General features: G+C 65.3%; 16 protein-coding genes. 6 read left to right on the top strand and 10 right to left on the bottom strand.

The genetic code is table 11. The annotated features are described in order from the left end of the window. Positions 1–98: 98 nt before the first annotated feature. The gene (gene mtnA / locus C6A77_RS03365; protein ID WP_114168006.1) at positions 99–1175 is read right to left on the bottom strand and encodes an S-methyl-5-thioribose-1-phosphate isomerase; all 1077 of its coding nucleotides are present in this window, start codon (positions 1173–1175) and stop codon (positions 99–101) included. Positions 1176–1285: 110 nt separating this feature from the next. Here mtnA and ubiG point away from each other — a divergent pair, with 110 nt between their 5' ends. The 3 genes from ubiG to C6A77_RS03345 all read left to right on the top strand — a co-directional run bounded on the left by ubiG (position 1286) and on the right by C6A77_RS03345 (position 3541). After that, positions 1286–1984 carry a bifunctional 2-polyprenyl-6-hydroxyphenol methylase/3-demethylubiquinol 3-O-methyltransferase UbiG gene (gene ubiG, locus C6A77_RS03360; RefSeq protein WP_112249313.1) on the top strand — a complete coding sequence of 233 codons (699 nt, stop codon included), beginning with the start codon at positions 1286–1288 and terminating at the stop codon, positions 1982–1984. Between the two features lie 2 nt (positions 1985–1986). Next, positions 1987–2658, top strand: a complete 672-nt coding sequence (mupP, locus tag C6A77_RS03355; protein WP_114168005.1) for an N-acetylmuramic acid 6-phosphate phosphatase MupP — start codon at positions 1987–1989, stop codon at positions 2656–2658. Between the two features lie 142 nt (positions 2659–2800). Then, positions 2801–3541 carry a YciK family oxidoreductase gene (locus C6A77_RS03345; RefSeq protein ID WP_114168004.1) on the top strand — a complete coding sequence of 247 codons (741 nt, stop codon included), beginning with the start codon at positions 2801–2803 and terminating at the stop codon, positions 3539–3541. A 125-nt stretch (positions 3542–3666) separates the two neighbouring features. On the opposite strand, the gene C6A77_RS03335 is transcribed toward C6A77_RS03345, so the two are convergent. The 7 genes from C6A77_RS03335 to C6A77_RS03305 all read right to left on the bottom strand — a co-directional run bounded on the left by C6A77_RS03335 (position 3667) and on the right by C6A77_RS03305 (position 11622). After that, complete coding sequence (locus tag C6A77_RS03335) at positions 3667–4452, bottom strand: iron-containing redox enzyme family protein (protein WP_114168003.1); 786 nt, start codon at positions 4450–4452, stop codon at positions 3667–3669. A gap of 30 nt (positions 4453–4482) precedes the next feature. Next, positions 4483–6939 carry an EAL domain-containing protein gene (locus C6A77_RS03330; protein ID WP_114168002.1) on the bottom strand — a complete coding sequence of 819 codons (2457 nt, stop codon included), beginning with the start codon at positions 6937–6939 and terminating at the stop codon, positions 4483–4485. 237 nt (positions 6940–7176) lie between these two features. Beyond that, positions 7177–9009, bottom strand: a complete 1833-nt coding sequence (locus tag C6A77_RS03325; protein ID WP_114168001.1) for an ABC transporter ATP-binding protein — start codon at positions 9007–9009, stop codon at positions 7177–7179. Then, complete coding sequence (locus C6A77_RS03320; RefSeq protein ID WP_114168000.1) at positions 9002–9634, bottom strand: DsbA family protein; 633 nt, start codon at positions 9632–9634, stop codon at positions 9002–9004. Before C6A77_RS03320 ends, C6A77_RS03325 begins: the two co-directional genes overlap by 8 nt. Positions 9635–9637: 3 nt before the next feature. Continuing rightward, the gene (locus tag C6A77_RS03315; protein ID WP_114167999.1) at positions 9638–10570 is read right to left on the bottom strand and encodes a rhodanese-related sulfurtransferase; all 933 of its coding nucleotides are present in this window, start codon (positions 10568–10570) and stop codon (positions 9638–9640) included. Positions 10571–10790: 220 nt separating this feature from the next. Next, on the bottom strand, positions 10791–11087 hold the full coding sequence (locus tag C6A77_RS03310; RefSeq protein WP_114167998.1) for a BolA family protein: 297 nt from the start codon (positions 11085–11087) through the stop codon (positions 10791–10793). 10 nt (positions 11088–11097) lie between these two features. Next, positions 11098–11622 (bottom strand): DUF2059 domain-containing protein, encoded by a 525-nt coding sequence (locus tag C6A77_RS03305; RefSeq protein WP_114167997.1) that lies wholly within the window; start codon positions 11620–11622, stop codon positions 11098–11100. Between the two features lie 156 nt (positions 11623–11778). Between C6A77_RS03305 and C6A77_RS03300 the strand changes: the two genes are divergently transcribed. Beyond that, complete coding sequence (locus C6A77_RS03300; protein WP_114167996.1) at positions 11779–13173, top strand: class II fumarate hydratase; 1395 nt, start codon at positions 11779–11781, stop codon at positions 13171–13173. A gap of 123 nt (positions 13174–13296) precedes the next feature. On the opposite strand, the gene C6A77_RS03295 is transcribed toward C6A77_RS03300, so the two are convergent. After that, positions 13297–14259, bottom strand: coding sequence for a DMT family transporter (locus C6A77_RS03295; RefSeq protein ID WP_114167995.1), 963 nt, complete (start codon positions 14257–14259; stop codon positions 13297–13299). A 262-nt stretch (positions 14260–14521) separates the two neighbouring features. Next, the gene (gene pap, locus C6A77_RS03285; protein ID WP_114167993.1) at positions 14522–16015 is read right to left on the bottom strand and encodes a polyphosphate:AMP phosphotransferase; all 1494 of its coding nucleotides are present in this window, start codon (positions 16013–16015) and stop codon (positions 14522–14524) included. A 175-nt stretch (positions 16016–16190) separates the two neighbouring features. Between pap and mnmC the strand changes: the two genes are divergently transcribed. Both mnmC and C6A77_RS03275 read left to right on the top strand, forming a co-directional pair. Continuing rightward, positions 16191–18155: a bifunctional tRNA (5-methylaminomethyl-2-thiouridine)(34)-methyltransferase MnmD/FAD-dependent 5-carboxymethylaminomethyl-2-thiouridine(34) oxidoreductase MnmC gene (gene mnmC / locus C6A77_RS03280; RefSeq protein WP_114167992.1), complete on the top strand. Its 1965-nt coding sequence runs from the start codon at positions 16191–16193 to the stop codon at positions 18153–18155. Between the two features lie 142 nt (positions 18156–18297). Beyond that, a complete protein-coding gene (locus C6A77_RS03275) occupies positions 18298–20085 on the top strand; it encodes an N-acetylglutaminylglutamine amidotransferase (RefSeq protein ID WP_114167991.1) in 1788 nt (595 codons plus the stop codon). The last annotated feature ends 1 nt before the right edge of the window (position 20086 follow it).

Raw genomic sequence — 20086 nt, 5'->3', positions numbered from 1 at the left:
TTGCCCGCTCCCACAGAGACACCAGCGCCATCAGACCTTGCGCTATCCCTGTGGGAGCGGGCGCGCCCGCGAAGAGGCCGGCACAGACAGCAAAAATATCAATGCAGCCGCTTGCGGCACATCAATTGCGCCAACTTGGCGGTATCCGGCCGTTCGACAATGCCGCGCTCGGTCACGATCACGTCGATTAGGTCAGCCGGGGTCACATCGAACACCGGGTTGAACACCTCGACATCCGCCGCCACCCGGGTACCGGCGATGTCCAGCAGCTCGTCGGCAGCGCGCTCTTCCAGCGGAATGTCCTCGCCGGTGGCCAGGTTCAGGTCGATGCTGGTGCTCGGCGCCACCACCATGAAGCGCACACCATGGTGCATGGCGCTGACCGCCAACTGGTAGGTGCCGATCTTGCTGGCCATGTCACCATTGGCGGCAATGCAGTCCGCCCCCACCACCACCCAGGTGATGCCCTTGCTCTTCATCAGGTGGGCCAACGCCGAGTCGGCGCACAGCGTCACCGGCACGCCTTCGTTGGCCAGCTCCCAGGCCGTCAGGCGCGAACCCAGCAGCCAGGGGCGGGTTTCGCCGGCATACACCCGCTCGACCATGCCCTCCAGGTAACCGGCGCGGATCACCCCCAGCGCGGTGCCGAAGCCACCACTGGCCAGGGCGCCGGCATTACCGTAGGTGAGCAGGGCCTGGGCGTTGCCCTGGTGGCGGCGAATCAGTTCGATGCCCTGCTGGGCCATGGTCAGGTTGGCTTCGCGGTCGCTTTCGTGAATGGCCACCGCTTCGGCCTGCAGCGCCGCCAGCACATCTTCATCCGGGCGCAGACGCTGCAGGCGCTCGCGCATGCGGTTCAGCGCCCAGAACAGGTTGGCGGTGGTCGGGCGCGCTTCGGCCAGGGTGAGGAAGTCTTCTTCCAGGTCCATTTCCCAGTCGCCGCCCTCGGCCAGCCGCTCTTCCAGGGCCAGCGCCAGGCCATAGGCCGCGGCAATGCCGATGGCCGAGGCGCCGCGCACGGCCATGTCGCGGATCGCCGCCGCCACCTGCGCGACATTGTCGCAGGCCAGCCAGCGCTCTTCCGACGGCAACAGGCGCTGGTCGAGCAGGTGCAGGACGCCGCCGTGCCAGCGGATCCCGGTCACCTTCTCCGCCGCCAAAAGTTGCTCGCGCATCGCCTCTCCCCGTCGTTCGGATATCAAAAGCCGGCGATTATAGCGACCCTCGGGGCCGAGCGCTCGGGTATACTCCGGCGCAATTTTGCGAAGTTTCAGAGGACTGTTCAATGAGCAACGTCGACCGCGCCGAAATCGCCAAGTTCGAAGCGCTGGCCCACCGCTGGTGGGACCGCGAAAGCGAGTTCAAGCCGCTGCACGAAATCAACCCGCTGCGCGTCAACTGGATCGACGAGCGCGCCAGCCTGGCCGGCAAGAAAGTGCTGGACGTGGGTTGCGGTGGCGGCATCCTCAGCGAAGCCATGGCCCTGCGCGGCGCCACGGTCACCGGCATCGACATGGGCGAGGCGCCGTTGGCCGTGGCCCAGCTGCACCAGCTGGAGTCCGGCGTGCAGGTGGAATACCGGCAGATCACCGCCGAAGCCCTGGCCGAGGAAATGCCTGAACAGTTCGATGTGGTCACCTGCCTGGAAATGCTCGAGCACGTGCCCGACCCGTCCTCGGTCATCCGCGCCTGCTACCGCATGGTCAAGCCCGGCGGCCAGGTGTTCTTCTCCACCATCAACCGCAACCCCAAGGCCTACCTGCTGGCCATCGTCGGTGCCGAGTACATCCTGAAGATGCTGCCGCGCGGCACCCACGACTTCAAGAAGTTCATCCGCCCGTCCGAACTGGGCGCCTGGAGCCGGGTGGCCGGCCTGCAGGTGAAGGACATCATCGGCCTGACCTACAACCCGCTGACCAAGCACTACAAGCTGAGCAGCGACGTTGACGTCAACTACATGGTCCAGACCCTGCGCGAGGAATGAGCATGCGTTTGCAAGCAGTACTCTTCGACATGGACGGCACCCTGCTCGACACGGCGCCGGACTTCATCGCCATCTGCCAGGCCATGCTCGCCGAGCGCGGCCTGCCGCCAGTGGACGATGCACTGATCCGCGGCGTGATCTCGGGCGGTGCGCGCGCCATGGTCGCCACCACCTTCGCCATGGCCCCCGAAGCCGAGGGCTTCGAGGCCTTGCGCCTGGAGTTCCTCGAGCGCTACCAGCGCGACTGCGCGGTGCACAGCAAGCTGTTCGACGGCATGGCCGAGCTTCTGGCCGATATCGAGAAGGGCAACCTGCTGTGGGGCGTGGTCACCAACAAGCCGGTGCGCTTCGCCGAGCCGATCATGCAGCAACTGGGCCTGGCCGAGCGTTCGGCGCTGCTGATCTGCCCGGACCACGTGAAGAACAGCAAGCCCGACCCCGAGCCGCTGATCCTGGCCTGCAAAACGCTGAACCTGGACCCGGCCAGCGTGCTGTTCGTCGGCGACGACCTGCGCGACATCGAGTCGGGCCGCGACGCCGGCACCCGCACGGCGGCGGTGCGCTACGGCTATATTCATCCTGAAGACAACCCCAACAACTGGGGCGCCGATGTGGTGGTGGACCACCCGCTGGAACTGCGCAAGGTTATCGACAGCGCGCTGTGCGGCTGTTGAGTTGCAACGGCTGACTACCGACCCTGTGGGAGCGGGCATGCCCGCGAAGCAGCACTGAGGTGGATGGCACCGGCTTTGCCGGTGTTCGCGGGCGCGCCCGCTCCCACAAGGGTATGTGTCGGCCATAAATAGGGAATAGACAATGTTCGACTACACCGCCCGCCCCGACCTGTTGCAAGGCCGGGTCATCCTGGTTACCGGTGCCGGCCGCGGCATCGGCGCCGCTGCCGCCAAGGCCTATGCCGCGCTGGGCGCCACCGTGCTGCTGCTGGGCAAGACCGAAGCCAACCTCAACGAGGTCTACGACCAGATCGAGGCTGCCGGGCACCCGCAACCGGTGGTGATCCCGTTCAACCTGGAAACCGCCCTGCCCCACCAGTACGACGAGCTGGCAGTGATGATCGAAGAGCAGTTCGGCCGCCTCGACGGCCTGCTGAACAATGCCTCGATCATCGGCCCGCGCACGCCGCTGGAGCAGCTGTCGGGTGACAACTTCATGCGCGTGATGCACATCAACGTCGATGCCACTTTCATGCTCACCAGCACCCTGCTGCCGCTGCTGAAGCTGTCGGAAGACGCTTCGGTGGTGTTCACCAGCAGCAGCGTCGGGCGCAAGGGCCGGGCCTACTGGGGCGCTTATGGCGTGTCGAAATTCGCCACCGAGGGGCTGATGCAGACCCTCGCCGACGAGCTGGAAGGCGTTGCGCCGGTGCGCTCCAACAGCATCAACCCGGGCGCCACGCGCACGGCGATGCGCGCCCAGGCCTACCCCAGCGAGAACCCGCAGAACAACCCGCTGCCCGAGGACATCATGCCGGTGTACCTGTACCTGATGGGGCCGGACAGCAAAGGGGTCAATGGGCAGGCGTTCAACGCGCAGTAAGCCTTTTGCCTGTACTGGCCCTTTCGCGGGTAAACCCGCTCCCACAGGTGCTGCGCTACCCTCACGGGCAGTGAACACCCTGTGGGAGCGGGTTTACCCGCGAAGAGGCCGGGGCAGGCGAATACTCAGCCCGCCGCCAACGCCGGGCGCATACGCCCCTGCTGGCGCCCTTCCAGCTGCATGCACCGTTCCAGGAACAGGTACATGCAGTCATAACTCTTGCAGATCGCCCGGCGCAGTTCGTTGCGCAGCCCCAGGGTCGGGTTCTCGCCGGCCAGGGTGCAGATGATCTCCAGCGCCTCCCACGGGTGCGCATCGTCATACTGGGCATGCATCTTCAGCCACTTCATCGCCCGCTTGCGCTGATCCTCCGGGAAACCCAGCGCATAGGTGTCGGTGGAACACACCACTGCCGACCATTCGCCGGTCGCGCCTTCGATGGCATAGTTGGTCGCTGCCATGGAAATGGCCAGGTTCTCGGTGGCGCAAACCCGCCAGCACCAGTCGTTAAGGCCGTTGAGCTCTGGCGGCACTTCCTGGGCCTGCAATTCGTGCAGGTGCACGCCGTGCGCCTGGCACCAGTTCACCCAGTAGTCGGCATGGTTGAGCTCGACGCGGATGTTGCGCATCAGCCAGCGCCGCGCCATGTCTTCGCCCTGATGGCGGCCATAGCGGGTCTTGGTCAGGTTGTGCGCCATGTACAGCGAGAACTGCTCCACCACCGGCCAGCCACCGATCAGGTACTGGCGAATGGTCGATTGCTTCAACTGGCCATCGCGCAGGCGCGCGTAAAACTCGTGCTCGACCACCCGGCGCTTGCTCTCGCGGCAGTCTTCAATCAGTTGCTGGGCCCATTGAGGGTAACTGGCGGGGTCCATCAAAGGCCCGATACGAACGAATGCATCAATCACTTTGAGCTCCTTGATCCTTGTGATTTCCAGCTAGCGAAACGTGCCAGGTGCCCGCTGCAACAGAGGCCGGGCGGCGATCCGTTGGCGCTGCAGACTGTCACAGGTGAACACCTGAGGGCGTTCGATGAGATAGCCCTGGGCGTAATCCACGCCAATTTCCTGCAAGGCTTGCTCGATCAAGGGTGTTTCGACGAACTCGGCGATGGTGCGTTTGCCCATGACGTGACCGATGTGGTTGATGACCTCGACCATGGCCCGGTTGACCGGGTCGTCGAGCATGTCCTTGACGAAACTCCCGTCGATCTTCAGGTAATCCACGGGTAGATGCTTGAGATAGGCGAACGACGACATACCGGCGCAGAAATCATCGAGCGAGAAACGGCAGCCCAGGCCTTTCAGCTCGTTGATGAAGCGGATGGCGCTGCCAAGGTTGGCGATGGCGCTGGTTTCGGTGATTTCGAAGCAGATCATCCGCGGCGGGATGGCGTATTCGACGAACAGGCGCTGCAGGTATTCGAGGAACTTGTCGTCACCAATGCTCGAGCCCGACAGGTTGATCGCGCAAATCGACAGCGGCCCCTCGCGCCCTTCGTCCAGGCACTGGCGAATGACCAGAAACACATTGCGCACCACCCAGCGGTCCAGCGCGGTCATCAGGCCGTAGCGCTCGGCCGCCGGGATGAAGCTGTTGGGCAGGATGGTGCGGCCGCTTTCGTCGTGCAGGCGCAGCAGGATCTCGATATGGCCCGGGCCTTCGAAGGTTTTCAGCGGGGCGATTTCCTGGGCGTACAGGCAGAAGCGGTTTTCTTCCAGGGCCACGTGCAAGCGCTGGATCCAGGCCATTTCGCCAAAGCGCATGGACAACTCGCTGTCGTCGGCGTGGTACACCTGCACGCGGTTGCGGCCTTTTTCCTTGGCCATGTAGCAGGCCATGTCGGCGGCGCGCAACGAGGCCTCGAGGGTGCCGGGCGCCTGGGCCATGTGCACCAGGCCGACGCTGACCGTGGTGACGAACGGCCGCCCCTTCCACACGAAGTGCAGGCTCTGCACCAGCTGGCGCAATTGTTCGGCAATGCGCTCGGCCTGGTCGGGCGGGCAGTTTTCCAGCAGTACACCGAATTCGTCGCCGCCCAGCCGGGCCAGGGTGTCGCCTTCGCGCAAACCCGATTGCAGCACGGCGCAGATGTGCCGCAGCAATTCATCACCGGCCGCGTGCCCGCAGGTGTCGTTGACCAGCTTGAACTGGTCGAGGTCGAGGAACATCAGCGAATGCCGCCCGGCCTGGCGCACCAGGCCATTGAGCGCCTGCTCCAGGCGGTACTCGAACTCGCGGCGGTTGGCCAGCCCGGTCAGCGCGTCATGGGTGGCCTGCCAGGACAGGTTGGCAATGTACTGGCGCTCCTGGGTCATGTCGTGCAGCACCAGCACGATGCCGCTGACCTGGCCGTCATTGACGATCGGCGAGCCGACCAGGTTGACCGACACGGTGCTGCCGTCCAGGCGCTGGATCAGCCGGGCATGCTCGGCGCCGCCTTTGAGGCTGCCGCTGAGCACCTGTTCGACCAGGCTACGGCCCTCGCCTTCGGCGTGCTCGTCGACCAGACTGAACAGCGCCGACAGCGGCAGGCCCTGGGCCGGGCCGGCCTGCCAATGGGTCAGGTGCTCGGCGGCCGGGTTCATGTAGCCGATGCTGCCTTCCACATCGGCGGTAATCACCGCATCGCCGATGGCCTGCAGGGTGATCTGCGCGCGCTCCTTTTCTTCCTGCAGGGCGCTGGCAAACGCCTGGCGCTGGGCCAGCAGCTTGCTGGAGCGGCGCCAGGCAATGGCAATCAGAAACATCGCGGTCAGCAGGTTGGTGATCAACAGCACCCGCAGTAGCATGCGCGAGCCTTCGCCCAGGGCATCGCTGAACGCCTTGGCGGCCGGGGTGACGCCTTCGTTGATGGTGACGATGCGCGCCTTCCAGTCGCTGACCGTGCGCGCGTCGACCTGGCCGGCAGCGAAGCTGCTGCGCATCTCCACGGCCAGCAGATCCAGCTTGGCCAGGTAGTCGTCGCCGATGTCCCAGTAGTCGATGGCCGTCTGCATGTAGCTGATGTTGCGAAAGTTGCGGTAGAACCAGATGATCCGCTCGACATCGTCGGGGTGGTTGCCGCCCTGCAGCACGGCCTGGCGCGCGGCATCCAGGTCGGGGCTGGGCTGGTCCATCACCTCGCGCAGCTGGTGGTCGCCCTGGGGCACAGTGATGGCCTGGCGATAGCGCTGGTAGGTGGTGTCGTCGCGGGTTTCGCTGTACAGGTTGAGGTAGTAGATGGCGTCTTTCTGCGCCTTGGACCACAGGCTTTCGCCCGCGACATAGGCACGCACGGCCGAGAGCGTATAAAGGCTGAGGCTGCCCAAGGCGACCTGGAAGACCACGACGGCGATGAAGGGCCAGGTGATGCCGAGCAGCTTTGGCGCTTCTAGAGTGCGATTTCCCTTCATGGAGTCCCTGTCACAGAGCAGATAAGGCGCAGATCAACCCAGACAAGCACAGCGTAGGCCATTTGCCATACCCGCGGTTGGGTTTTTTATGACAAGGATCTCAGGGATTTGTACAGCCTGTACCGGCCTATTCGCGGGTGAACCCGCTCCCACAGATGCCGTACAGACCTCCAGCCCTGTGGAGGCCTTGTGGGAGCGGGTTTACCCGCGAAGAGGCCCGCACAGGCTGCCAAAAATTCAGCTCTGCTGCAGGTGCCCATACAGCTTGGCATACAACCCACCTTCGGCAATCAGCTGCTGGTGGTCGCCATCCTCGGCCACATGCCCGCCATCGAACACCAGCACCCGGTCGGCCTGCTTCACCGCCGACAGGCGGTGGGCGATGATCAGCGTGGTGCGGCCGCTGAGGAAACGCGCCAGGGCCTGGTGCAGGTTGTATTCGGTGGCGGCATCGAGCGCCGAGGTGGCTTCGTCGAGGATTACCACCTTGGGTTCGGCCAGGACCATGCGGGCAATCGCCAGACGCTGGCGCTGGCCACCGGACAAACGCACGCCAGAACGGCCCACCACGCTGTCCAGGCCCTGCGGCAGGGCCGCGATGGTGGCATCCAGCTGGGCAATGCGCAGCGCCTGCCAGCAGGCCTCGTCGCTGCAATCGCGGCCCATGGTCAGGTTGGCGCGCACGGTGTCGTTGAACAACGCAGGGTGCTGCAACACCACTGCGACGTTTTCGCGCAGGGTTTCCAGGCCGATTTCCTGCAGACTGGCACCGCCAAAGCGAATGGTCCCGGCCTGGGCGCCGTACAGGCCCAGCAACAGCTGCACCAGGGTGCTCTTGCCGCCGCCGCTGGCACCGACGATAGCCACCTTCTCGCCAGCGGCGATGGACAGGTCGAGGTGCTCGAGCACCGGCTCTTCGGCATAGGCAAAGCGCAGGTCGCGCACTTCGATGCCGACTGTTTCGCGGCCGGCGAACGGGTCGCTGGCGGCCGGGTACTGCGGCTCGTCGGCGCGTGCCAGCAGCTCGTTGAGGCGGCTCAGCGCCCCGCCGGCGGCGTAGTAGGCATATTGCAGGTTGAGCAGCTGCTCCACCGGGCCGATCATGAACCACAGGTAGCTGAACACCGCCAGCATCTGCCCGATCGACAGGTCGGAGAACAGCACGGTGAGCATGGCCGCGGCGCGGAAAATGTCGATACCGAACTGGAACAGCAGCCCGCTGGCACGGCCGCTGGCATCGCTCTTCCATTGCGAATCGACGGCGTAGTCACGCACTTCGCGGGCGCGCAGGCCGAGGCGGCCGAGGAAATAGCCCTGGCGGTTGCCGGCGCGGATTTCCTGGATGGCGTCGAGGGTTTCCGTCAGCGCCTGGGTAAACCGCGCAGTGCTGTCGTTCTCGAGCTTTTTCAGGTGCTTGACGCGCTTGCCCAACTGCACGGTGAAGTAGATCACCAGCGGGTTGAACAGCAGGATCAGCAAGGCCAGCTGCCAGTGCATCCAGATCAGGATGGCCGCCGTGCCGGTCAGGGTCAGCATGGCCACCAGGAAGCGGCTGAGGGTTTCGCCGACGAACTTGTCGAGGGTGTCCAGGTCGGTGACCAGGTGGGTGGTCACCGTGCCGCTGCCCAGGCTTTCGTATTCCTTAAGCGAAATGCGTTTGAGCCGCTCGATCAGGCGTATGCGCAGGCGGTAGACGATGTCCTTGGCCAGGCCGGCGAACAGCTTGGCCTGGACCACGTTGAAGGCCAGGGCGGCCAGGCGCAGGCACAGGGTCAGCAGCAACATCAGGCCGATGTAGCCGCTCGCTACCTGCCAGCTGGACGGCAGCAGGTGGTTCATCCACTTCAACGCGGCATCGCCATGGCCAAGCAGCACTTCGTCCACCAGCAACGGCAGCAGCAGCGGGATGGGCACGCTGCAGCAGGCGGCCAGCACGGCAATCAGGTTGGCGGACCAGAGGCGCTTCTTGTGATGCAGGGCCAGGCGGCGGATTTCCACCCAGCTCAGGCGGTCGGCCGCAGTGTGAGGCTTGCCCGGCACCGGGTCGGGTGACCCAGGCAGATCAAGCACAGGCGGCCTGCTGCAGCCAGCGGCCGAGCAACGGTTGCAGGCGCTCCAGCGGCTGGTAGCCGTTGGTCAGCAGGGCCAGTTGGCCATTGCGCTCGGCGAGCAGGGTCGGGAAGCCGGCAATGCCCAGGTCCTGGGCCCAGCTGAAATCGGCTGCGGTGGCAGCGCGGGTGTCAGCCGCAGTGAAGGCCTCGGCGAACGCGGCACGGTCGAAACCGGCCTGTTCGGCCAGCTCGACCAGGTGCGGGGCGAGGGTCACATCCACGCCCTGCTCGTAGAACGAGCGCTGGATCAGCGCCAGCAGCGGCCAGACGCGCTCGGCGTTCAGCTCGCGGGCGGTGACCAGGGCCCGGCAGGCCGGTTCGGTGTCGTAGACGAAGCCGTCAGGCATGGCCCCCTCGAAGCGGAATGGCTGGCCGGTGGCTTCGGCCACCGCCTGCCAGTGTTCGAGGATGTACTTGCGGGTAGAACTGTCCAGGGCGCTGCCGCCGGTACGCAAGCCGCCTGGCACCAGCCGGGTCGGCACGCCCGCCTCGCGCGCCTGGCTGATCAGGGCCGCGGCCACGGGTGCGAAACCCCAGCACCAGGAGCACATCGGGTCCATCACATAGATCAGGCGTGCAGACATGCTTCAAGCCTCGGCTTTGTAGTTGTAACCGATCGGGTGGGGCAGGTTGCGGGCCTTGGCCAGCTCGATCTGCTTCTGCCGGTCGATGGCGCTACGCCGGGTCTTCTCGCTCAGGGTGTCCCAGCAATGCGGGCAGCTGATACCTGGCGAATAGTGCTCGGACGCGCGCTCCTCTGCATTGATCGGGTGGCGGCAGGCGTGGCACTGGTCGTACTCGCCCTCGCTCAGGTCATGGCGCACCGTGACGCGGTTGTCGAAGACGAAGCAGTCGCCGTCCCACAGGCTTTGTTCCTGAGGCACTTCCTCGAAGTATTTCAGGATGCCGCCCTTAAGATGATAGACCTCCTCGAAGCCCTCACCGAGCATATAGCTGGAGGCTTTTTCGCAACGAATGCCGCCGGTGCAGAACATGGCAACCTTCTTGTGCTTGCTGGGGTCGAAGTTGGCCTTGATGTAGTCGGGGAACTCGCGGAAGGTCTCAGTCTTCGGGTCGATGGCGCCCTTGAAGGTGCCGATGGCCACTTCGTAGTCATTGCGGGTGTCGATCAGCAGCACCTCGGGGTCGCTGATCAACGCGTTCCAGTCCTTGGGCTCGACATAGGTGCCGACCGCCTGGTTCGGGTCCACGCCCGGCACGCCGAGGGTGACGATCTCTTTCTTGAGCTTGACCTTAGTGCGGTAGAACGGCTGTTCGTCGCAGTACGATTCCTTGTGGTCGACATCGGCCAGGCGCGGGTCGTTGCGCAGCCAGGCCAGCAGGCCGTCGATGCCCTCGCGGGTGGCCGAAACGGTGCCGTTGATGCCCTCGTGGGCCAGCAGCAGGGTGCCTTTGACGTTGTTGTCGAGCATGGTCTTGAGCAGCGGCTCACGCAGCTCGACGTAGTCTTCCAAGGTGACGAACTTGTACAGCGCCGCGACGACGATGGCTTGGGACATGAAGCAGGTTCTCCAGGTGGTTGCCCTCGTAAGGGGCGGACCGGGTTACACAATGAACAGGGGGCCGCTGCGCGCCCCATCGCCGGCAAGCCAGCTCCCACAGGTTGTGCACCGCTTTCGGGACGGGTGCTTTACCGGTGGGAGCCGGCTTGCCGGCGATGGGCTGCACAGCAGCCCCCTTTTGGGATGAAGCGGATTCTACCAGAACAACCGAAGGGTTTCAGTGCCCGCCGCCCGCGCACACCGGCGAGGCCGGTGCAACGCCGACCTTGGCCCACTCTTCGCCGGTGTAGGTATGAATGGCCAGGGCGTGGATCTCGCCCATCAGCTCACCCATGGTGGCGTACACCTTCTGGTGGCGCTTGACGCTGTTCAGCCCGGCAAACTGCTCGCTGACGATCACTGCCTTGTAGTGGGTCTCCTGACCACGACTGTGCATGTGGCTTTCGTCGAGCACTTGCAGGTGCTGCGGCGCCAGCGCCGCCAGCTGCTGTTCGATACGCTGTTGCATGGTCATTGCGGCTTACTCACTTCTTCGCCGGGGCGGCGGCCTTGCCAGCGTTCGGGTCCAGCTCCTTGGTCATGTCCTCGAGCAGCTTGTTCACCACCGGCACCGCCGGTTCCAGGCTCTGCTGGGTCAGCTGGGCCGACTGCTGGGTGACCTTGGGCATCTCGCGCAGGACTTTCTTGCCCAGCGGCGACTCGTAGAACTTGACCAGGTCCTTGAGTTCCTGCTCGGTGAAGGTCTGGGTGTACAGGTCGACCATCTTCGGCTTCAGCTTGTTCCAGCCGATGGCGTTGTCCAGCGCGGCGTTGGCCTTGGCCTGGTAGCTTTCCAGCACCGGCTGCTTGGTAGCCGGGGCCTTGGTCTGGGCGAAACGCTGGGCGAACATCTGCTGGACCTGCATGTACACCGGGGTGCCCAGCTTGTCGGCGTTGGCCAGGGTCAGGAATTTCTCGGCAGCAGCGTTGTGGCTGGCGGTGGCAGCGAGCACCTGGCCGCTGGCGCAAGCCAGGGCAACGGCGGCACAAAGGACACGGAGACGGGTCATTGCATTTCCTTCGGAAGAGAGGGAGGCGGGTACCTCAGAAGTAGAGCATTCTGCGCCGTGGTGGCGATGTGCTCAAGTAGCACGACGAGCGACGGAACCGCTCGGTCGAATCAAGGCCTAAACTGCGATTTCGAACTACACAGGAGTGCGTACAGAATGAGCCGTATCGAGACAGACAGCCTGGGCCCGGTCGAAGTTCCTGAGGACGCCTACTGGGGTGCGCAGACCCAGCGTTCGCTGATCAACTTCGCCATTGGCAAGGAACGCATGCCCATCGCGGTGCTGCACGCCCTGGCGCTGATCAAGAAGGCCGCGGCACGCGTCAATGACCGTAATGGCGACCTGCCCGCCGACATCGCCCGGCTGATCGAGCAGGCCGCCGACGAAGTGCTGGGCGGCCAGCACGACGACCAGTTCCCGCTGGTGGTGTGGCAGACCGGCAGCGGCACCCAGAGCAACATGAACGTCAACGAGGTGATTGCCGGGCGGGCCAACGAGCTGGCCGGCAAAGGCCGTGGCGGCAAGGTGCCGGTGCACCCCAACGACCATGTCAACCGCTCGCAGAGTTCCAACGACTGCTTCCCCACCGCCATGCACATTGCCGCGGCGCAGGCGGTGCACGACCGGCTGCTGCCAGCCATCGCCGAACTGTCCTCGGGGCTGGCCGAGCTGTCGGCGCGCCACCACAAGCTGGTGAAGACCGGCCGCACGCACATGATGGACGCCACGCCGATCACCTTCGGCCAGGAGGTATCGGCCTTCGTCGCCCAGCTCGATTACGCCCAGCGCGCGATCCGCGCCACCTTGCCGGCGGTGTGCGAACTGGCCCAGGGCGGCACCGCCGTGGGTACCGGGCTCAATGCCCCGCATGGGTTTGCCGAAGCCATCGCCGCCGAGCTGGCGGCGTTGTCCGGCCTGCCATTCGTCACGGCGCCGAACAAGTTCGCCGCCCTCGCCGGCCACGAGCCGCTGACCAGCCTGGCCGGTGCCTTGAAGACCCTGGCCGTGGCCCTGATGAAAATCGCCAACGACCTGCGCCTGCTGGGTTCCGGCCCGCGCGCCGGGCTGGCCGAGGTACGCCTGCCGGCCAACGAGCCGGGCAGTTCGATCATGCCGGGCAAGGTCAACCCGACCCAGTGCGAAGCCCTGTCGATGCTGGCCTGCCAGGTGCTGGGCAACGACGCGGCGATCGGTTTTGCCGCCAGCCAGGGGCATTTGCAACTGAACGTGTTCAAGCCGGTGATCATCCACAACCTGCTGCAGTCGATCGAACTGCTGGCTGACGGTTGCCGCAACTTCCAGCAGCACTGCGTGGCCGGGATCGAGCCGGATGCCGAGCAGATGGCGGCCCATCTGGAGCGCGGTTTGATGCTGGTGACGGCGCTGAACCCGCATATCGGTTATGACAAGGCTGCGGAAATTGCCAAGAAAGCCTATGGCGAAGGCAAGACCCTGCGCGAAGCGGCCCTGGAGTTGAAGTACCTGAGCAACGAGCAGTTCGACCAATGGGTGCGGCCGGAGAACATGCTGGCGCCAGGTGGTAAGGGCTGAATATCCTGTCGCCTGTGCCGGCCTCTTCGCGGGCTTGCCCGCTCCCACAGGATCACCACAAAGCTGAATACTGTGGTGTCCCTGTGGGAGCGGGCAAGCCCGCGAAAGGGCCGGCACAGGCAATCACTGAACCTGGGCCAGCCGCGCCCTGCGCGCCCGCCACCCGGCCACCAGCGATGGCCCCAGCGCCACCAGCGCCGACCCCAGCACCACCGTCACCGCCCCCACATACCCCAGGGCATTGATGTCCTCGGCATGCACATACTCAGGCCAGGCCAGCGCCGCCAGCGCCACCGCGACAAAGGTCACCAGCGGGGTCAGCGCCAGCGTGGCACTCACCCGCGAAGCCTCCCAGTGCGCCAGCGCTTCGGCAAACGCGCCATAGGCCACCAGGGTATTCAGGCAACAGGCCAGCAGCAGCCAGCCTTGCACCGGGGTCAGCTGCAATGCCTCCAGCGGGTGCACCCAAGGCGTCAGCAGCGCAGCACAGCAGAGGTAGATCACCATCATCACCTGCTGCGAGTTCCACACCGTCAGCAACTGCTTCTGGCTGAGCGCGTAGAACACCCAGATGCTGGTGGCCAGCAGGATGGTAAGCACCCCGGTGGTGTAGCTGCCCAGCGAGGTCAGCAATTCCTCAAGGCGCTGGTTGAAAAACAGGCCGAACCCCGCCAGCAGGATCAGCAAGCCCACGCCCTGCCCCAGGCTGAAACGCTCGCGGAACACGAACACGCTGGCCACCAGCAACAGCACCGGGCCGAGCTGTACGACCAGTTGCGCAGTGCCTGGGCTGAGCAACTTGAGGCCGATCAGGTAGAGCACGTAGTTGCCCATCAGGCCACAAACTGCCAGCAGCACCAGGCCCTTGCCCTTGAGCCCCAGCTTGCCGAATGAAGGCAAGCGCCGCTTGGCCGCCAGCCAGGCGAACAGCAGGCCACCGGAAACCAGCAGGCGATACCAGGTGACGGTGACCGGGTCGACCACTTGCAGCACCTGCTTGAGCTTGATGGGCAGGATGCCCCAGAGCAGCGCCGTCAGAAGTGCCAGGAACAACCCGTAGCCCCAGCGGCCGGTAGTGATGTGCATAAAATCCTCGATCAAGCCCGTGGTGGGGGTGGTTGAATTCTAAAGGCTTGGAGGGGCGGGACGGGCGCGAGTGCCGAGAAAAGAATTCATCATCATTCTTTTGTGGCATGGCTTGGTGGGGTGGCTTGAGGGTGGCTTGGCTGTGCCGGCCTCTTCGCGGGCTTGCCCGCTCCCACAGGAGCGCCACAAACTTGAATTTTGTGTGATCCCTGTGGGAGCGGGCAAGCCCGCGAAGAGGCCGGTACGGGCTACCAGAACTTGGCTATTTCTTGTCCCGTGCAAACGCCGCCTCGAGTGCCTGGTTGATGGTGCGCAACACCTTCACCCGCGCCCAGCGCTTGTCGTTGGCTTCTACCAGCGTCCATGGCGCGATCTCGCTGCTGGTGCGGTCGACCATGTCGCCCACCGCCTGGGCATAGTCGTCCCACTTGTCGCGGTTGCGCCAGTCATCCTCGGTGATCTTGTAACGCTTGAACGGGATCTGCTCGCGCTCCTCGAAACGTGCCAGCTGGGTCTGCTGGTCGATCGCCAGCCAGAACTTGACCACCACCACGCCGGCATTCACCAGCTGTTCCTCGAAATCGTTGATCTCGCTGTAGGCACGCATCCAGTCGGCCGGGCTGCAAAAGCCTTCCACCCGCTCCACCAGCACCCGGCCATACCAAGAACGGTCGAAGATGGTGAACTTGCCGCGCGCCGGGATGTGCCGCCAGAACCGCCACAGGTAAGGCTGCGCGCGCTCTTCTTCGGTGGGTGCGGCAATCGGCACGATGCGGTACTGGCGCGGGTCCAGCGCGGCCGCCACGCGGCGGATGGCGCCGCCCTTGCCGGCGGCATCGTTACCTTCGAACACCGCCACCAGGGCATGGCGGCGCATGCGCTTGTCACGCAGCAGGCCGGCCAGGCGCGCCTGTTCGCTGACCAGTTGCTCCTGATAGTCGGCCTTGTCCAGGCGCAGCGACATGTCCAGCGCACCGAGCAGGCTGCGCTGGTCGATGCTGCGCCCCAACGGCGCGACGTTGCCCTGGTGCTTGCTTTTGGGGTTGTTGGCCAGTGCCGCCTGCAGGCTTTCCAGAAGGATGCGCCCCACCGCCAGGCTGCGGTAGTTCGGGTCGACGCCTTCGATGATGTGCCATGGGGCATAGTCGCGGCTGGTGCGGCGCAGCACGCGCTCGCCAAAGCGCACGAAACGGTCGTAGGTCTGCGACTGCTGCCAGTCCAGCGGGCTGATCTTCCAGCTGTGCAGCGGGTCGTCCTTGAGCGATTTCAGCCGCGCTTTCATCTGCTTCTTGGACAGGTGGAACCAGAATTTGATGATCAGCGCGCCTTCGTCGCAGAGCATCTCCTCCAGCCGCTCGGCGCCGGTGATGGCCTGGTCGAGCACGGCGTCCTTGAACAAGCCGTGCACCCGCCCCTGCAGCATCTGGCTGTACCAGTTGCCGAAGAACACGCCCATCCGCCCCTTCGGTGGCAGGGCCCGCCAGTAGCGCCAGGCCGGGGGCCGCGCCAGTTCCTCGTCGGTCTGCTGGTCGAAGGTGAGCACATCGATCAGCCGCGGGTCCATCCACTCGTTGAGCAATTTGACCGTCTCGCCCTTGCCGGCGCCTTCGATGCCGTTGATCAGCACGATCACCGGGAAGCGCGCCTGCTGCTTGAGTTCGTACTGGGCTTCGAGCAGGGCCTCGCGTAACGCGGGCACCTCGGCGTCGTAAGCTTCCTTGTCGATGCTGTGGCCGATTTCGGCGGATTCGAACATGCACTGGCTCCTTCAATGGATAAGCAAGACTAGCGGATTTGCGGGTTGCCTGTGCCGGCCTCTTCGCGGGCTCGCCCGCTCTCACAGGGACTGTGCTGCTCTTGCGAGCCGGTACAGCCAGCGCAAAATCTGCGGATGGCATAAAATCCGCCCGTCCGCTGCAACCGAGCCAACCATGTCCACCCTCCTCCAGCATGCCCAGATCGACTGGGACGACCAAGGCCGCCCTCACTCGCGGCAATACGACGACGTCTATTTCGCGGTCAACGAAGGCATCGAAGAAACCAAGCACGTGTTCCTCGGCCAGACCCGCCTGGCCGAACGCTTTGCCAACCTGGCGCCGCACGCCTGCATGGTGATCGGCGAAACCGGTTTTGGCACCGGGATGAACTTTTTCTGCGCCTGGCAGCTGTTTGCCGAGCACGCCCCCAGCGACGCACGCCTGCACTTCGTCAGTGTCGAGAAATACCCCCTCAGCCAGCAGGACATGGCCCGTGCGGTGCGGCTGTGGCCCGAACTCGGCGCCTACACCGAGCCCCTGCTGGAGCAATACGTGGCCGTGCACCCGGGCTTTCAGCAGTTCACCTTCGCCGACGGCAGGGTCAGCCTCACCTTGCTGATCGGCGATGTGCTGGAACAACTGCCGCAACTCGATGCGCAGATCGATGTGTGGTTCCTCGACGGCTTCGCCCCGGCCAAGAACCCCGACATGTGGACCCCGCAGCTGTTCGCGCAACTGGCCCGGCTGTCACACCCTGGCACAGTGCTGGGCACGTTCACCACCACTGGCTGGGTACGCCGCAGCCTGGTCGATGCCGGCTTCGCCATGAAGAAGGTGCCAGGCATCGGCAAGAAATGGGAAGTGATGAGCGGCGCCTACGTTGGCCCCCTGCCCGCCCCTGCTGCGCCGTGGTACGCGCGCCCGGCTGGCTCAGCGCTGCCGCGTGAAGCGCTGGTGATCGGTGCCGGGCTGGCCGGCAGCGCCAGCGCCGCCAGCCTGGCCCGGCGCGGTTGGCAGGTGACCGTGCTGGAGCGCCAGGACGCGCCGGCACGGGAAGCTTCGGGTAACCCGCAAGGGGTGCTGTACCTCAAGTTGTCTGCGCATGGCACCGCGCTGTCGCAGATGATCCTGTCCGGTTTCGGCTACACCCGGCGCCAGTTGCAGCGCCTGCAGCGTGGCCGCGACTGGGATGCCTGCGGCGTGTTGCAGCTGGCCTTTGACGGCAAGGAGGCCGAGCGCCAGGGCAAGCTGGCGGCCGCCTTCGACTACGACCTGCTGCATACACTGGCGCGCAGCGAGGCCGAAGCCATCGCCGGGGTGGCCTTGCCGGCCGGGGGGCTGTTCTACCCCGAAGGGGGCTGGGTGCACCCGCCAGCGCTGTGCCAGCAACAGTTGCAGCACCCAGGTATTCGCCTGCTCACGCACCGGGAGGTGCTGGAACTGCGCAAGGTCGGTGACCACTGGCAGGCCTGGGCGGGGGCACAGCTGCTGGCCAGTGCGCCCGTGGTGATCCTGGCCGCAGCCGCCGAAGTACGGCGCTTCGAGCCGTGCGCGCAGTTGCCGCTCAAGCGTATTCGCGGGCAGATCACCCGCTTGCCGGCCACCACCAGCAGCCGCGCGCTGCGCACCGTGGTGTGCGCAGAGGGCTATGTGGCGCCACCGCGCGAGGACGAACACACCTTGGGCGCAAGCTTCGACTTCCACAGCGAAGACCTAGCGCCGACGGTGGCCGAACACCAGGGCAACCTGGCCTTGCTGGAGGAAATCTCCCGCGACCTGGCCCAGCGCCTGGGTGCCCCCGACCTGGACCCGGAACAGTTGCAGGGGCGTGCCGCGTTCCGCTGCACCAGCCCGGATTACCTGCCGATCGTCGGGCCGCTGGCGGATGCCCAGGCGTTCGCCGAGGCCTATGCGGTGCTGGGGCGCGATGCGCGCCAGGTGCCAGAGGTGGCCTGCCCCTGGTTGGACGGGTTATACGTGAACAGCGGGCATGGCTCGCGCGGGCTGATCACCGCGCCGTTGAGCGGCGAGCTGGTGGCGGCCTGGGTCTGCGGGGAACCGCTGCCGTTACCACGGGCGGTGGCCGAGGCCTGCCACCCGAACCGGTTTGCCTTGCGCAAATTGATTCGCGGAAAGTAGGGAAATGGCGCCGCTGCGCAGCCCAAGAGCCTTTTGCCATATAACAGATCGATCTAAAACTCTCGCAAAGCACATGGGTCAGTTCCTTAAGATGCCCTAATCCGGGGCATCCCCTCCCCAACGGAAAAACCGGTAAGGACCTATGTGCGGATTAGCAGGAGAGTTGCGTTTCACCCCAATCGACCAAGCCCCTCGCCCAGCCGACCTGGCTGCGGTAGAGCGCATCACCCATCACCTGGCGCCTCGCGGCCCGGATGCCTGGGGCTTCCATAGTCAGGGCCCGATCGCCCTCGGCCACCGGCGCCTGAAAATCATGGACCTGTCCGACGGCTCTGCGCAGCCGATGGTCGATAACACCCTGGGCCTGTCACTGGCCTTCAACGGTGCCATCTACAACTTCCCGGAACTGCGCCAGGAGCTGCAGGACCTGGGCTATCGGTTCTGGTCCGACGGCGACACCGAGGTGCTGCTCAAGGGCTACCACGCCTGGGGCGCGGCCCTGCTGCCCAAGCTCAACGGCATGTTCGCCCTCGCCATCTGGGAGCGCGACAACCAGCGCCTGTTCCTGGCCCGCGACCGCCTCGGCGTCAAACCTTTGTACCTGTCGCGCAATGGCGAGCGCCTGCGTTTCGCCTCGACCCTTCCAGCGCTGCTCAAGGGCGGCGACATCGACCCGATGCTCGACCCGGTGGCCCTCAACCACTACCTGAACTTCCATGCCGTGGTGCCAGCGCCGCGCACGTTGCTGGCCAACGTGCAAAAGCTGGAGCCCGGCACCTGGATGCGCATCGACCGCCATGGCGAAGTCGAACGCCAGACCTGGTGGCAGCTGAAATACGGCGCCAACCCGGACGAGCGTGAACTCGACCTGGAAGGCTGGACCACCCGTGTGCTCGACGCCACCCGCGACGCCGTGGCCATTCGCCAACGGGCAGCGGTCGACGTTGGCGTGCTGCTGTCCGGCGGTGTCGACTCGAGCCTGCTGGTCGGCCTGCTACGTGAAGTGGGCGTGGACGACCTGTCGACCTTCTCGATCGGTTTCGAGGATGCCGGCGGCGAACGCGGCGACGAGTTCCAGTATTCCGACCTGATCGCCAGACACTACGGCACCCGCCACCACCAGCTGCGCATTGCCGAGCACGAAATCATCGACCAGTTGCCTGCGGCCTTCCGCGCCATGAGCGAACCGATGGTCAGCCACGACTGCATCGCCTTCTACCTGCTGTCGCGGGAAGTGGCCAAGCACTGCAAGGGCGTGCAAAGCGGCCAGGGCGCCGACGAGCTGTTCGCCGGCTATCACTGGTATCCGCAGGTGGACGGCGCCGAGGATGCCTTTGCCGCCTACCGCGAGGCCTTCTTCGACCGCAGCCACGCCGAATACCGCGAAACGGTGCAACCCTCCTGGCTGCTGGAAAGCGACGCTGCCGGCGACTTCGTACGCGAGCACTTCGCCCGCCCCGGCGCCGCCGACGCGGTGGACAAGGCCTTGCGCCTGGACAGCACGGTGATGCTGGTCGAAGACCCGGTCAAACGGGTCGACAACATGACCATGGCCTGGGGCCTGGAGGCGCGTACGCCGTTCCTCGACTACCGCCTGGTGGAGCTGTCGGCGCGCATTCCGGCGCGCTTCAAGCTGCCCGACGGCGGCAAGCAGGTGCTCAAGCAGGCGGCGCGGCGGGTGATCCCGCACGAGGTGATCGACCGCAAGAAGGGCTACTTCCCGGTACCGGGCCTGAAGCACCTGGAAGGCGCCACCCTCGGCTGGGTACGCGAGTTGCTGACCGACCCCAGCCAGGATCGCGGGCTGTTCAACCCGGCCATGCTCGACCGCCTGCTGAGCAACCCGCACGGCCAGTTGACGCCGCTGCGCGGTTCCAAGCTGTGGCAACTGGCGGCACTCAACCTGTGGCTGAGCGAACAAGGACTCTGAC

Origin of the sequence: Pseudomonas sp. AFG_SD02_1510_Pfu_092, from assembly GCF_003331055.1 — a bacterium.
Lineage (GTDB): Bacteria > Pseudomonadota > Gammaproteobacteria > Pseudomonadales > Pseudomonadaceae > Aquipseudomonas.
The sequence above is the reverse complement of the archived record's forward strand: the minus strand, read 5'-3'. Positions and strand labels throughout refer to the sequence as shown.